This window comes from Shouchella phoenicis (assembly GCF_047238345.1).
In the GTDB taxonomy this organism is placed as follows: Bacteria; Bacillota; Bacilli; order Bacillales; family Bacillaceae_D; genus Shouchella.
Window position 1 is genome coordinate 2,623,454 of record NZ_JBDFMQ010000001.1, and the last position, 14,795, is coordinate 2,638,248.

16 protein-coding genes are annotated in these 14,795 nt (G+C 40.5%); 1 reads left to right on the forward strand and 15 read right to left on the reverse strand.

The genetic code is table 11. From position 1 onward, the window contains the following. The first annotated feature begins 52 nt into the window (after positions 1-52). On the forward strand, positions 53-1,168 hold the full coding sequence (locus ABC361_RS14080) for a M24 family metallopeptidase (protein ID WP_413074537.1): 1,116 nt from the start codon (positions 53-55) through the stop codon (positions 1,166-1,168). Here the strand turns inward: ABC361_RS14080 and ABC361_RS14085 are convergent. The 15 genes from ABC361_RS14085 to ABC361_RS14155 all read right to left on the reverse strand — a co-directional run bounded on the left by ABC361_RS14085 (position 1,128) and on the right by ABC361_RS14155 (position 14,763). After that, entirely contained in the window at positions 1,128-1,574 is a 447-nt protein-coding gene (locus tag ABC361_RS14085; protein WP_413074538.1) for a hypothetical protein, read from the reverse strand. The two genes, ABC361_RS14080 and ABC361_RS14085, sit on opposite strands and share 41 nt — an antisense overlap. Before the next feature lie 46 nt (positions 1,575-1,620). Next, positions 1,621-2,373, reverse strand: a complete 753-nt coding sequence (locus tag ABC361_RS14090; protein WP_413074539.1) for an SDR family oxidoreductase — start codon at positions 2,371-2,373, stop codon at positions 1,621-1,623. 137 nt (positions 2,374-2,510) lie between these two features. Further along, positions 2,511-2,651, reverse strand: a complete 141-nt coding sequence (locus tag ABC361_RS14095) for a hypothetical protein (protein ID WP_413074540.1) — start codon at positions 2,649-2,651, stop codon at positions 2,511-2,513. Positions 2,652-2,789: 138 nt separating this feature from the next. After that, positions 2,790-4,166, reverse strand: coding sequence for an argininosuccinate lyase (gene argH / locus ABC361_RS14100; RefSeq protein WP_413074541.1), 1,377 nt, complete (start codon positions 4,164-4,166; stop codon positions 2,790-2,792). Beyond that, on the reverse strand, positions 4,163-5,374 hold the full coding sequence (locus ABC361_RS14105; protein WP_413074542.1) for an argininosuccinate synthase: 1,212 nt from the start codon (positions 5,372-5,374) through the stop codon (positions 4,163-4,165). The genes argH and ABC361_RS14105 overlap by 4 nt, the downstream gene beginning before the upstream one ends. A 178-nt stretch (positions 5,375-5,552) precedes the next feature. Beyond that, positions 5,553-6,317 (reverse strand): EcsC family protein, encoded by a 765-nt coding sequence (locus tag ABC361_RS14110; RefSeq protein WP_413074543.1) that lies wholly within the window; start codon positions 6,315-6,317, stop codon positions 5,553-5,555. After that, the gene (locus ABC361_RS14115; RefSeq protein ID WP_413074544.1) at positions 6,317-7,231 is read right to left on the reverse strand and encodes a CMP-binding protein; all 915 of its coding nucleotides are present in this window, start codon (positions 7,229-7,231) and stop codon (positions 6,317-6,319) included. Before ABC361_RS14115 ends, ABC361_RS14110 begins: the two co-directional genes overlap by 1 nt. A 106-nt stretch (positions 7,232-7,337) precedes the next feature. Next, positions 7,338-8,522: an acetate kinase gene (locus ABC361_RS14120; protein ID WP_413074545.1), complete on the reverse strand. Its 1,185-nt coding sequence runs from the start codon at positions 8,520-8,522 to the stop codon at positions 7,338-7,340. Positions 8,523-8,702: 180 nt separating this feature from the next. Next, positions 8,703-9,692 (reverse strand): class I SAM-dependent methyltransferase, encoded by a 990-nt coding sequence (locus ABC361_RS14125; RefSeq protein ID WP_413074546.1) that lies wholly within the window; start codon positions 9,690-9,692, stop codon positions 8,703-8,705. A 107-nt stretch (positions 9,693-9,799) separates the two neighbouring features. Continuing rightward, a complete protein-coding gene (gene tpx, locus ABC361_RS14130) occupies positions 9,800-10,297 on the reverse strand; it encodes a thiol peroxidase (protein ID WP_413074547.1) in 498 nt (165 codons plus the stop codon). 163 nt (positions 10,298-10,460) lie between these two features. Further along, positions 10,461-10,901 carry a GerW family sporulation protein gene (gene ytfJ, locus ABC361_RS14135; RefSeq protein ID WP_413074548.1) on the reverse strand — a complete coding sequence of 147 codons (441 nt, stop codon included), beginning with the start codon at positions 10,899-10,901 and terminating at the stop codon, positions 10,461-10,463. Between the two features lie 31 nt (positions 10,902-10,932). Then, positions 10,933-11,589 carry a DUF2953 domain-containing protein gene (locus ABC361_RS14140; protein WP_413074549.1) on the reverse strand — a complete coding sequence of 219 codons (657 nt, stop codon included), beginning with the start codon at positions 11,587-11,589 and terminating at the stop codon, positions 10,933-10,935. 56 nt (positions 11,590-11,645) lie between these two features. Then, positions 11,646-12,203, reverse strand: coding sequence for an RDD family protein (locus tag ABC361_RS14145; RefSeq protein ID WP_413074550.1), 558 nt, complete (start codon positions 12,201-12,203; stop codon positions 11,646-11,648). An 11-nt stretch (positions 12,204-12,214) separates the two neighbouring features. Beyond that, positions 12,215-13,180, reverse strand: coding sequence for a signal peptide peptidase SppA (gene sppA / locus ABC361_RS14150; RefSeq protein ID WP_413074551.1), 966 nt, complete (start codon positions 13,178-13,180; stop codon positions 12,215-12,217). After that, positions 13,177-14,763 carry an amidohydrolase gene (locus tag ABC361_RS14155; protein ID WP_413074552.1) on the reverse strand — a complete coding sequence of 529 codons (1,587 nt, stop codon included), beginning with the start codon at positions 14,761-14,763 and terminating at the stop codon, positions 13,177-13,179. The genes sppA and ABC361_RS14155 overlap by 4 nt, the downstream gene beginning before the upstream one ends. Positions 14,764-14,795: the final 32 nt, after the last annotated feature.

Sequence of the window (14,795 nt, forward strand, 5' to 3'; positions counted from 1 at the left end):
ACATTCCTACTTTTATGTTTTATAATAAATAAGAAGAGGAGGACGGTACACGATGAATCAATCACATCTGACACATATGCAGAAACATCTACAAGAAGAAGGCGCCCACATGGCCTTTATTACGAGCAAGGAAAATTTATTTTACTTAACAGGGTTACGTGCCGATCCCCATGAACGCTTAATGGCACTCTTTCTTTTTCAAGACCACTTCTTTTTCGTTGTTCCGAAAATGGAAGAAGCACTCGTTCGAGAAGCTGGTTACGAAGGTGACCTGTTGACGTATCAAGATCATGAAAACGTGTGGGACAAGATTTCAGCTAGTATTGACAAGCTCGATTTAGGTGACCATTTATCCATATTAGTTGAGGAACGGACTGTGACGTATGCACGCGTTCAAGCACTGCAAGCACTACGTGCATCGACGTCATTTGCGGATTGCGAACATGTGCTTATGCAAAGACGCTTAATTAAATCCGATGATGAGTTAGCCATTTTGCAAGAAGCAGCAGCCTTTGCCGATGCTGGGATTGAGTTTGGCGCAAAAGCACTCTATACAGGTATAACAGAACTAGAGGTTGTTGCAGAAATTGAATATGAACTAAAGAAACAAGGCATACGAGAGATGTCGTTTCAAACAACGGTTTTATTCGGTGACCACGCTTCTTCTCCTCATGGCAAACCAGGAAATCGTGCCTTAAAAGAAGGAGAGTTTGTCCTATTCGATTTAGGTGTTGTCGTTGGTGGCTATTGTTCAGACATTACGCGTACCGTTGCTTATGGCGACGTATCAGAAGAACAGGTCCACATTTATCACACCGTTCTTCACGCAGAAGAAGCTGCAATCGAGGCTGTACGACCTGGATTTGTCATTGGTGACCTCGATAAAACAGCTCGTCGTATCATCACGGATGCAGGATACGGCGACTACTTTCCTCACCGACTAGGACACGGGCTTGGCATTGATGTTCACGAATTCCCTTCTATGAGTGAAAATAATACGGACGTTCTTTTAGAAGGTATGACGTTTACCATTGAACCTGGTATATATGTTCCTGGTGTAGCTGGTGTGCGTATTGAAGACGATGTTGTTGTGACGGCTGATGGTGTCGAGACTTTAACCATTTTCCCTAAGACGCTTGTGACCATTCCCGTTCGTCAAACGCAATAAAACCAAGGGGAGCACTCCCCTTGGTTTCGTTTTCTTTCCAACGCCACACGTATCGTTCACTTTGATCATCCATCCAACGAATTTCAAAGCTCGTCATGGCAGGATACAATTTTTCCAATACCTCTTTGTATTGTTCCGTTGTTTTCTCTTGCTCTAGCTGTAGCAAGGAAACCATTTTCACAACTTGAACCTTTGCATGGTCGCCTTTAAGCACTTTCGTTCCTCTTTCATATTCGTAATGGCTAGGATTATCAAATTCCCATTGATACTCGACCTCGTTTTCTACAACCGTCACACGAATAGAGAAAGCTTCCATCAGTTCATTTCCAGAGACGGCTTCAGCTGTTTTAAGGTCAAATGGCAAGCAAAGTAAGATAAGAAGTAAAACTAGAATCGCCTTTTTCATTCTGACACCTCTTTTTTATTAACGTGTGTCATTTTAAGCAATTTATTCATCGATAGCGATGAATCACATCGACTCCTCCTGTCACTTCTACAACTGTACCGGTCACCATGTCAGCATTATCTTCACATAAAAACATGACCGTTCGAGCAATGTCTTCACCTGTTCCAGAACGTCCAATTGGCGTATTATGATCGCTATGCTGACGCGCTTCTGCAATTGTCGCTTCTTTCATTTCACCCATAATATTACCAGGACATACCATATTCGCAGTGATTCCATATGCTGCTTCTTCAATTGAAATGGTTTTCATCAATGAGACCAATCCAACTTTTGCTGCTGCATAGGCAGATCGATAAATCCAGCCAGGAGCATTATTTGCACCTTGAAATCCATAAAACACGATACGTCCAAACTGTTGCTCTCGCATAATTGGGACAACCTCTTTTAACAAATGAAATGAAGACGTTAAATTTCCATTAATCATCCCATCCCATTCAGATTCACTGTAATCAATAAGTTTTTTCTTTTCAAATACATACGGCCCGGCATTATGTATAAAGACATCAATTCGACCAGCAAAAGAACGCGCAGCATCAACAAGTTGCTTGCAATCATCCCGCTTCGTCACATCGGCCTGCACAATGTGCACACGGTTCTCTCCCCACGTTTCCTTCAGTGCTTGCGCTCTCTCCTCATCGCTTAAATAAGTAACCGTCACACGATAGCCTGCTGTTAGAAAAGCTTCTGTCACTTTTAACCCGAGACCTTTTGTCCCAGCTGTTATCATTGCATGTCGCATACTAATCACCATCACTCTGCTAAGTTATCTCTTTTTAAGATACACCACCTTGAACATAATACGCAAAATAAAGCCTTTCCTTTTTCTTTCATAACCTTATTTTAGCTAACGATACCCAAACAAAAAAAGCCACGGAATTACTCCGTGACGTTGTTGTTCTTCTTTTTTTGTTCAGTCGTTTGATCGTCAATTGTACCTTGTTCATAAGAAGCAAGAATTTGATCGTGAATCACGTCTTCCCCAGATTGATTGCTTGCTATTTGTTCGTGTTTATCCATTAAAACGCCTCCTTTTTCTTAGCATTCCTTAAAATAGGTAAACTATTAACGATTTAACGGATGTAAAGTGTCGTAACGCTTCCGCTACTTCTCTAAAAAAAGATACGGCTGGATCATTCCTATCCAGTCGCATCTTCGTTAATCGTTTAATATGCTAGTTGCTTTTTCAATTGCCGCTTCAACTTGAGTAAAACCAGTGCCACCTGCACTGTTGCGACGTGCGACAACGGTTTTTGGTTGTAAGACATCGTAAATCTCTTCATCAAACAACGGGCTAGCTTGTTTGTACTCATCCATGTTTAAATCGAGCAAATAAACGTTGCGCTGAATCGCTGTAAGCACAAGCTTACCAACCACCTCGTGGGCTTCTCGGAACGGCATTCCTTTTGTTGCTAAATAGTCAGCTAATTCTGTTGCATTGGAGAAATCTTGGTTCACCGCTGCTTCCATGTTCTTCGTTTTTACGGTCATTGTCGCAATCATGCCAGAAAAAATACGCAATGATCCTTTCACGTTGACCACCGTATCAAACATGCCTTCTTTATCTTCCTGCATGTCCTTATTGTAGGCAAGAGGTAACCCTTTTAATGTCGTTAACAGTGAGAAGAGATTTCCGTATACACGTCCTGTTTTCCCACGAATTAATTCGGCCATATCTGGGTTTTTCTTTTGTGGCATAATACTTGAGCCTGTTGCAAATGCATCATCTAATTCAATAAACTGACACTCTTGAGACGACCAAAAAATCATCTCTTCGCATAAACGTGACAAATGCATCATTAACGTAGAAGAGGCAGATAAAAACTCAAGAATAAAATCACGATCACTCACTGCATCTAGACTGTTTTCGTAAATCCCATCAAAACCAAGCAAATCTGCAGTCATATGACGGTCAATGGGAAACGTCGTCCCTGCCAATGCACCTGCTCCAAGTGGCGAAAGGTTTACACGTTTCAAACTATCCTCTAAGCGGCTATAGTCTCGTTCAAGCATCCAAAAATAAGCTAGTAGATGATGAGCAAATGACACCGGTTGAGCTCGCTGGAGGTGCGTGTACCCCGGAATGAGCGTCTCAACATGTTCCTGCGCTTGTTTAACAAGGGCTTCTTGCATGGCACGAATCGCTTCCATAATCGTTTTTGTTTCTTTATGAAGATAAAGATGCATATCGGTTGCGACTTGATCATTTCGACTTCTTCCAGTATGAAGTTTTCCGCCAACTGGACCAATTTCATCGATCAATTGTTTTTCGATATTCAAATGAATGTCTTCTTGTGCCACTTCGTAAGCAAGCGTTCCATTTTCGGCTTTTTCCTGTAAACGTTGCAAGCCTTTAAGAATCGTATCTGCTTCGTCTTTTGTGACAATCTCGCAGGCAGCCAGCATCGTCACATGGGCGATGCTGCCTTGAATATCCTCAAAAACTAACTGCTTATCGAACCCAATCGATGCACCAAACTCATCGACCCACTCCTCAGCAGATTTTGTGAACCTCCCGCCCCATAGCTTACTCACGTTGTGACCTCCTCTTTTGCTTTCGTCACCATGCTATGCACTTTCGTTGGAAGGCCCCATAAAGAGATAAAGCCGACTGCTGCATTATGATCGAACTCATCATCAGGCGTATACGTAGCAAGTTTTTCATTATATAAAGAATATGGAGATTTTCTACCTTCCACAATTGCATGCCCCTTGAAAAGCTTCACGCGCACAACGCCTGTAACATGTTGTTGTGATTCTTTAAGAAACGCTTGGAGTGCCGGCTGGAGGCTTGAGAACCATAAGCCTTCATAAATAATTTCCGTTAATTTCTTTTCAATAACCGGCTTAAAATGAGCCAATTCTTTCGGCAATGTTAAATCCTCAAGTTCTTTATGAGCTTGAATCAATGTCATTGCTCCTGGACATTCATAGACTTCACGAGATTTAATGCCGACTAAACGATTTTCTACGTGATCAATACGTCCGACACCATGTTTTCCAGCCACATCATTCAAATATAGAATCAATTCATCTAGTGCCATTGCTTGATTATTAATCGCAACCGGAACACCCTTTTCAAACTGAATTTCTAACGTATCTGCTGTATCAGGTGTTTTTTCTAAAGGAGCCGTTAGTTCATATGCACCTTCTGGCGGTGTCGCCCACGGGTCTTCTAAAATCCCACATTCATTGCTTCTTCCCCATAAATTTTGGTCAACTGAATAAGGATTGTCTAAATCAATTGGAATTGGGATATTATTTGCTTTTGCATATTCAATTTCTTCATCTCTTGACCACGCCCACTCACGCACTGGAGCGAGTACTTTTAAATCAGGATTTAGTGCTTGAATGGAAACTTCAAAACGAACTTGATCGTTTCCTTTTCCTGTACATCCATGAGCAACAGCTGTTGCCCCTGTCTGTTCGGCAATTTCCACTAATTTTTTTGAGATTAGCGGACGAGAGAGCGCAGATACCAATGGATATTTCTGTTCATAAAGTGCATGAGCCTGAAGCGCAGGTAACACAAACATTTCTGCGAATTCTTTTTTGGCATCGATGGTATATGACTGAACTGCACCCACTGTTAATGCTTTTTGTTTTACGAACTCAAGATCTTTCCCTTCCCCAACATCAAGACCGACTGCAATTACGTCGTAGCCTTTATCCGCTAACCATTTCACTGCTACAGATGTATCTAATCCACCAGAATATGCTAATACTACTTTTTCGTTTGCCACAAAAATCTCCTCCAATTTATGAATAAAAATTCTTTTTATATTATTTTTATACAGTAAAGGGTAAAAAATGAACCGGAGCTGTCACTCCAGTTGCATAAAACCAAACTCTCAACTTATGAATATACATAACTTTAACAGCCAATGTTCCATTTGACAAGAGGTTTTGGCATTTTTTTGTTTAAAAATTTGCTTGATTGTTCGCAAGCCAGCGCTTTCGATAAAACATTTGTGCATCCTCTGTAACAGTCTGCATATGGCGGTAAGAAAGCGTTGCTTGATAGGTACCGAGCACCAAACGTTTTAACGGAATCTTCTTCTGGGTTATATGTTTATACATATACATTCGGGTCACTTGTTTAAGCATCTGGATAACGATTGTTTCAGATAAAATATCTTCTTTCCCTAGATACATTGGTTCAGACTCATCGATGTGAGAACTATCGGCTTTTAAAGACTCCCATTCTTCGTACTTTGCATAATCAGGGAGGTAGGTATACAAGAGTAACCGTAGCGACAGAATCGCTTCGGCCGTTTCACCTTCTTGTTGAAACTGATAAAAATAACTAATTTTATCAATTGCCTTCCTTGATACGTACAGAATCGCTGGAATTTGTGTGAGGAGTGTAGTCGTCGAATACATGCTGCTTCCACCTTGTACGAGTCCAAATAAACGTAAACGCGCTAGGTCTTTTTGCAAGAGGTGTTCTTTTTCTAATCGATCAGCCGCTGTATCCGTTGTCTCTAGTTTTACACCGGTTTGAAAAGAAGGCTGCAACCTATCTGATTGAAACCATTCATAAAATTGGATCACGAAAGGATCGACAGTTTGAGTCCATACCTCCAAATGATCAACATTATGTACACTTCTTTCCTTCTTCGCTCGTTTTTTCAGTCGATTTTCATACGTTCGTAGCTCCTCTTGCCAACGTTCAAGCTCAGACACTATTCACTCTCTCCTTCATCATGATTAGAGTTTACATACATGTTTCGTTTAAACATAGGAACGTAAGGAAACGTTCCCTCTTCTACTTGTTCCAAAGCACGCAATTCCGTATTCATACGTTTCAAATAAAAATACAAAATGGCTTCTGCGGTTTTAGGTTTAACGGACGTCTCTTCTGTTTGATCATATTGACCAAGGATTGTATGTTTAACTTTCATTAATTGTGGGTCGGTTTGATCAATCCCTTGTTGGTGTACGGCTTGATTAATCATTTCGATGCTCAAAATGACTTGACCAATAAGTTCACCAGCTTGGGTATATTCAGGTGTAAGCGGATCGTGAAGAGCTTGAACTTTGCCGATATCGCCTAATAAGCACGCTGATAGTACCGTATCACGGTCAATGTTTTTGTACAAAGGAAGCACTTGCAAAGCTAATGACATTAACTCGACAATTTGTTCGAGTAAGCCCGCATAGTATGCATGATGATACGTTTTTGCTGCGGGAAATGTCGTTACTTTTTCGCGAATGGAGCGATTGCTATACACCTCTTTTATAACTTGCTGCAAGGTTGGTGAATGGACCTCATCCATCATCATTCGGAGTTCATGCCATAAGTCTTCTCTTGATAGTCCAGGTTTTGAGATTAACTCGGTTCGGTTAATGTTATCGTCTTCTGTCGCTAATCGAATTTTTTTAATCGTTAACATTTGTTTTGATCGAAACGTCTCGAGCGGCCCTTCTACTTTCACAACAGATTTTGGTAAAAATTTTTGCTGCTGGTCATCGGTAATGTCCCATAAACGAGCAGAAAGGAGGGTATGTTGCTGCTGTAAAATAAAGTTTGCATAAAGCGAACCGTTTGACGCTTGCTTAATCTCACGTTCTCGAATCATAAAAAAACGCGCTTCCATCGTGAACACCTCCTTCATTATCTTATCTGAGATGTGTCTAAAAGGCAAAGCACAAAAAAACACCTTGCTCGGCTTGTAAAGACCGTTGCAAGGTGTTTGCTACCGTTTACGTTAAACGAACCGTATCTCGTGCAATCATCACTTCTTCGTTTGTTGGAACGATTAATACTTTTACTTTTGAGTCAGCTGTTTGCAGGAATGTTTCTTTGCCACGTACATTATTCTTTGAAAGATCAACATCAATGCCCATAAATTCAAGTCCTTTTAAGACACGCTCACGGACAACTGTACTGTTTTCACCAATTCCAGCTGTGAAAATAAGCACATCAATGCCTCCCATACGCGTTGCGTAAGAACCAATGTAATCTTGAATTCTTGATGTAAAGACATCCAGGGCAACTTTTGCACGTTCGTTTCCTTTTTCTTCTTCACTTTCAATATCACGTAAATCACTTGAGAACCCAGTAATGCCAAGTAGTCCACTTTGCTTGTTTAACGTTGAGATCACTTCTTCTACAGATTGACCTGTTTTGTCCATAATAAATGGAATAAGCGCAGGATCAATATCTCCAGAACGTGTACCCATTGTCACACCAGCTAGAGGGGTAAAGCCCATTGACGTATCAATTGATTTTCCGCCTTCAATGGCAGCAATACTTGCACCGTTTCCTAAGTGGCAAGAGACCATCTTTAAGTCTTCGATTGGTTGATCAAGCATTTCTGCCGCGCGCTCAGACACATATTTGTGTGATGTCCCGTGGAAACCATACTTACGGATGCCGTACTCGGTATAATACTCATAAGGCAAGCTGTATAAATACGCGTGCTCTGGCATCGTTTGGTGGAATGCTGTATCAAATACCGCAACAGATGGAACGTTTGGTAATACTTCTTTAAATGCTTTAATTCCTGTAATGTTTGCTGGATTATGCAGTGGCGCTAGTTCAGATACTTCTTCAATTCCAGCTAACAAATCATCTGTGATTAAAACCGAGTCATTAAACTTTTCTCCACCATGAACAACACGGTGCCCAATGCCTTCGATTTCATCTAAAGAAGAAATAATGTTTAAGCTTGTTAGTTTATCAAGCAACATTTTCACTGCTTCTGAGTGATCTTCAATGTCAGACGTTGTTTCGTGCTTTTCGCCATTTTTTTCGATTGCAAAAACAGAATCTTTTAATCCGATACGCTCTACAAGCCCTTTTGTAATGATTGTCTCTTCAGGCATGGAAAGTAGTTGAAATTTAAGGGATGAACTCCCTGCGTTAATTGCCATAATTGTAGCCATGTTTTCTTGCACTCCTTTTATCTAAAGCCATCTCTATCATTTAAGCATTCTCAAACACGCATTTCAAGCGGTCAAAATTGGTAAAGCGCATACATTGTAGTAGTTGAAATATACCACCAATTCATACATTTCATTTCAAAGAAAAAAAGGATACCATGAACCTCATGATACCCTCCAGGTTTACCGACCTAGCTGTTCCTTAAACCAGTTATTAATACTGCTCATCATGTCCTGCATCGCTTTTGCATTGGAGAATGATGGCAGCTCTGCTAGAAGTGCTTGCTGTGGCTTATGCATGTTCTTCCCTTTCTTTTGAATCATTAAAATGCTCTTTTGCTGCTGAGCATTGGAGAACATTGAAGAAGGAAGCTGTAGCAAGCCTAAAATAACCGCATGTTCTTTTAAATACGCATGGAGCTTTTCAGCTTGATCACTTTCAAACAAGAAATTTGGTACGAGCAGTACGCCAAACCCTTCATCATGCAACGCACGAATTCCTTGCTCAATCATTAAATGATGGATGTAAGCATGACCTGTTTCCGCTTTTAATTCAAATCCGCTGGCCACATCATCTTTTGGATAATAGCCAACAGGAAGATCAGCAACAACAAGATCCACGTTAGGAACCTTTAACTGAAGGCTGTCTTGGTGGAAAAGCTGAATTTCATGCTGTTGTAAATTTGCACTAGCAAATGCATTTTTCAGTAGCGTTTCGTCCACTTCAAATCCGTATGCTTGTCCGATTCGATCTTCTCCATGATTGCAGATTGAGAAAAGTAAGTTCCCTGAACCAACGGCAAGGTCCAAAACATCTCCTTTTTTATCTGTACCTTGAAGTTTATTAACGAGGTAACTCATAAACAAACTCACAGCATCAGGCGTCATAGAGTGATGAGGCTGAACAACCCCTTTCATCCCTTTAATAACCGCAAGTTGAAAGGCCTTGCGAATCTCTTCTTTTGAAAAAGAAATCTCTTTAACAGGCTCCATCAACGCAAGTAGTTGGGCTTGTTTATCTTGAGAAACTGGCTGAATAACACCTTTCTCAAATAAATTATCCCCGGCTTCTGCTAAAGCGTCTAAATAGGTGATCTCTAGTGTTTGCTCTAATAGTTGAGCAGTATGATTTAAATACTCATATAATGTTGCCACATTTGATTGTTCTTCCATTGTTTTTCACCCTTTATGTTCTCACTTTACTGATCCGTATTGTACAGATTTACACACGAAAAGTCCACTCTAGAGTGGACTTTTGTTTTCGCACATGTTGATCGGATTTAGTTGTTGCGCACTGCGTTTAATGCTGCTTCATAATCAGGGTGTTCGCTCACTTCACTCACATACTGTGCATAAACAACTTCGTCTTGCTCATTTACAACGAATACAGAGCGAGCAAGAAGACGTAATTCCTCGATTAACACGCCATAGGCTTGTCCGAACGAAACCTCTTTATGATCAGATAGAGTTTGGACATTTTCAATTCCTTCTGCTGCACACCATCTTTTTTGAGCAAAAGGTAAATCAACACTGATTGTTAAAACAACTGTGTTGTCTAAGCTAGCCGCTTCTTCGTTGAAACGACGTGTTTGTGCATCACAGACACCAGTGTCAATGGACGGAACAACGCTAATTAACTTTACTTTGCCTTTATAATCTGAAAGTGAAACATTGGACAAATCATTTGCAACGACTTGGAAATCTGGTGCTTTATCGCCTGCTTGAATTTGATTCCCTACTAATGTGACAGGCTTTTGCTTAAACGTAACTTGTGTCATTAATCATCCACTCCTTTTATCCTTTTCATCATAACGTTTTTCCTCCTTTTATTGCAAAAATAATGCATGGTCGTTTTTCAAATATAAAAAGACCTTCATAAGCGACGTGATGCACTTACGAAGATCTATTTTCTTAAGAAGGAAGAATTGTTCAGTGAACGAGTTACACAATTGGATCCTCATACGGTCGTTCTTCATGGTCATCATCTGTTGGATGAGTATGATCGTCATGCTTCATCATATGTTGAATTTTTTCAAACGCTTGCGGTGCCAAATCCAATAAACGTTCGTATAAATGAGTCGAGCTGTCTAAATGGACCATGTTTACGCCTTTATGATTCACAACAAGGAAAGCGATTGGCGTAATGGATACACCACCTCCACTCCCTCCACCAAACGGATGACCTTGTTCCGCATAGGTTCCTGAATGCTCTGTATAAAACTCGCTTCCTCCAGCAGCAAAACCGAAGCCTACTTTTGAGACAGGCATAATAATACTTCCATCTGGTGTCTCAACTGGATCACCAACAATTGTATTGACGTCTGCCATTGCTTTAATGTTTTCCATCGCGGTTTTCATTAAACCTTGAATCGGATGTTCCATCTTCTCATACTCCTTTATCATTGGTAAGCATTTACGCACTCGTTGCTTGATTAAAACGCTTCTCAACTTTTTTATAGCTGAATAAGAACAACAGCATTGTAACGATAGCGTGCCACAATGTGAACGTCACTATGCATGAAAGGAATAAGCGATAGCCTTTTGCTTGAAAATGAGGCGTTACCTCTAGTTTATGTTCACCATCCCACCTTACTTTTGCTTGAATCCACCCTAGACAACAGGTTTTTATTGTCCAAATAAGGCCTGCTACTTGAGCCGTCGTTGCTGCATCTCCTGTACCAAATTCAGTTTTCCATGTTACGTGTTTAAACGTTAATTTTGATAAAAAGCGGTTTAATGACTGTTTCATCTTTGGAAAATGAGCAGCAAATCGTCTTGCTTTCTTAAGAAGCATTCGTAAATCGGCCACTCCCCACTTTTTTTTCTTTTTAGAAGCGTTGTTAAATGTTTTTTCGTCCTCTTCAACCGTTACGGTTTGTGTAGAAGCGTTAAATTGAACAATTGGAACATTTAATGTGTAAAGTTTTATTTTTAAAAAATAAACATAAACCGTTAATAAATCATCTTTTTGATGATGGGCATAACGCATATGAATTTTAATTGGAATAAATAGGATAATCAAAATAAACATGAATAAAATGCTAAGTGGTGTTAAAACCCAATAAAGCATGATTTTCCCTCCTTCCCTTTACTATGTGCAAAATAATATAAAAAAACCAGCTAAATTTAGCTGGTTTCATCCACATGCACCACGTATGTTTCTGCAAATAAATCATGCACGCCTTGCTTTTTTGGTGTACACGCAACGACTATATAAGCGAGTAATGTGAGATTTCCTAAGATCGGCGCTTGATGTAAAAAACGGCCGACTCCTTCTCTAAAAAACAGTTGTCCCCACGTTAATCGGTCACCTTTTGCAGAAATCACTTCTATGCCAAAAATCATCTTTCCTAGTGTCTGCCTAAAAAAACGCGTCATTAGCCCGAAGTAGAGAAAAAATAAAATCGCATAGAGTACGCTCGGGACAAAGAAAGCCGTAAAGAAGAACGACCATCGTGAGTCACTACTCGCAATAAACGGAGCCCATGTATTGACAAGTACCCCATTTATTCCGGTTAAAATTAGTAAATCAAAAAGAAACGCCCAAAAACGCATCCAAAACCCTGCATACCGTCTTTGAACAAACCCTGTTTCCTCCACAGCATGATTGATCGTCGGGTTCATGGAGTCATCTTCTCTTCGTAAATGTCGTTTTACTCGAATTGATCCTGTTGTCTGATCCATTTTTCACCACCTCACTCGTGATTGTACATGTAGTATGGCTTCGGTTGATTAAAGTCTAGTTTAATTTCTGTGTCACTCCCAAAGAGTTGCTTGACTGATAAACCAAATAAATTTCCGAACCCAGGCAACGCTTCATTCGAGACAACTTGATAATTTGCCCCAAGTTCATCACGCATCGCTGTAATCGTATCTTCAAGCGATCCAAGTTCATCTACAAGACCTTCCTCTAACGCTTGACGTCCCGTATAGATTCGTCCATCACCTAATTCACGGACACGATCTTCTGGCATATCACGCCCTTCAGAAATGATTGCGACAAATTCTTCATAATATTCATCCACAATGCCTTGAATAATCTCATCTTCTTCTTCTAATGGCTCTCGTGTTGGTGAAAGGATGTCTTTATACGGTCCACTTTTATAAACTTGTTCTTCGATTCCAATATTATCAAGCAACTCCGCAACGTTTATTGAACTCATAATCACACCAATTGATCCTGTCAACGTTTGCGGTGTAGCAAAAATCCGATCGGTTGGTGCTGCAATGTAATAGCCTCCAGATGCAGCCATTCCACCCATTGACACATAAATCGGTTTCTCCGTTTGTTCTTGAATTTCTTCAATCGCTGAATGAATTTCTGCTGATTCCAGAATTCCACCACCTGGCGAATCGACGGAAATAATGATGCCTTGTACACTACGATCCGTCATTGCTGTTTCTAGTTCCGTTAAAAATGCCGCATGATTATAGCCACCAGCCGTATCAAAAATGCCCGGCTCACCTGAATCAATAATCGCTCCATTTAATTCTAATAACGCAATTTGCCCAGTTGGGTCCCCATCACTTATAACGGTCTGTTCCGTTCCACCCATTACCGGAGCTGAATATGTATTAAATGCAACGGTAATCGTTGTAATTAGCGTAAACAATAGGACAAAAGCTCCTATTCCTAACGCAATCCATCTTCTTGCTTTCATCGCTCTCTTCCTCCTTTTTCAAATACCGTATACCCATTGATGATTGTTGCTAAGACTTGAGCTTCTTCAAAAACTTTCTCATTCAATGTGAAGAGATTTTGATCAAGGATTGTCAAGTCTGCATCATATCCAGGTTTGATTTGCCCTCTTGTCTTTTCTCTCCCAATGGCATAAGCACTCCCTGTTGTGAATAAAGAGACGGCTTCATAGGGCGTTAGCGCTTCACTTTCATTGTAGACACCTTGATCATTTTTTCTGAAAACAGCTGCATGCATACCTTTCAAAGGTTCAACAGGTTCAATCGGCGCGTCCGATCCTCCAGCGCACGGAATAGAAGCTTGCAATAATGTTTTCCAAGCAAATGCATAAGGCATTCTTTCTTTACCAAGTCGATCTTCTACCCAAGGAAAATCAGATACCACAAAATGCGGCTGAACATCAACGATTAAAGGCAGTTTCTTCATTCGTTCAAGTAAATCTTTTCGAGCAACTTGTACATGAATGAGACGGTCACGCCTATTCGTTTGTCCGTTTTGCTCTAATGCTTGCAACGACATATCCAATGCTTGGTCCCCAATTACATGAATCGCAACGCCTAAATTTCGCTCCCTTGCTTTATGTACAAGATCATTGAGAGCAAATTGTGTGTGAATGAGCAAACCAGACGTGCTTGGCTCATCATGATACGGCATGCTTAATGCAGCCGTTCTTCCTCCTAAAGCACCATCGGCAAAGATTTTCAGGGTACCTAATTCTATGTATGGTGTTAGTTCTTGTTTACCTACATATGGAGATTGATCGTATGCATCCAGTTCTTCATGATGAATTAACAAATGTGCGCGAAAAGGACTCTCCTCTTGCACAACCTCATGATAAATGTCCAATGTTTCCATAAGTCCATTATAGTAGTGGAGGTCTTCACTATGTCCACCTGTTAACCCGTGCCTGTAACAATCTTCAACTGCAACTTGGAGCGCTTTTTTCACTTGAGCTTTTGACATAGGCGGCATAAGACTTTGCACATGATGAACAGCTGCGTCATGCAAAATGCCATTTGGATTTCCATTATCATCTCGCTCAATTCTCCCGCCAACCGGATCTTTTGTATAGCGGTCAATGCCAGCTAAATCAAGCACAGTTTGATTGACAATTGCCGCATGTCGGCAAATGCGCATAACAAAAATAGGACGCTCTTGACTAATCTGATTTAAATCTAAGCTAGTTAATTGCTCATGGTTGGGATCATTATGCTCATTCCAGCCAAGCGCTTCAATCCATTCTTCCTCTTCATCTGTTAGATCGTTTAATTGGGCGAGTGCCTCTTGTTTCGTCGATTCAGAAAGGTCTAACTTAAGTAATTTTTGCCCATGAGCAATAAGATGAAGATGGCTATCAACAAAGCCTGGATAAACAAAAGCACCGTTAAGGTTTTTCATTTCTGAAGCGGTTTCTGCCCATTTCTTTTCTAATGATTTAGACAACCCGACTTCGACGATCTTCCCATTTTCAATGTAGACAGCTTCAGTGGTCTTCCCTTCTGCTTCCATCGTAAAAACGGTTCCATTATAAAGAAGTGTCCCCATCTTCCTCCTCCTTTTTATTCCAATACTAGTAT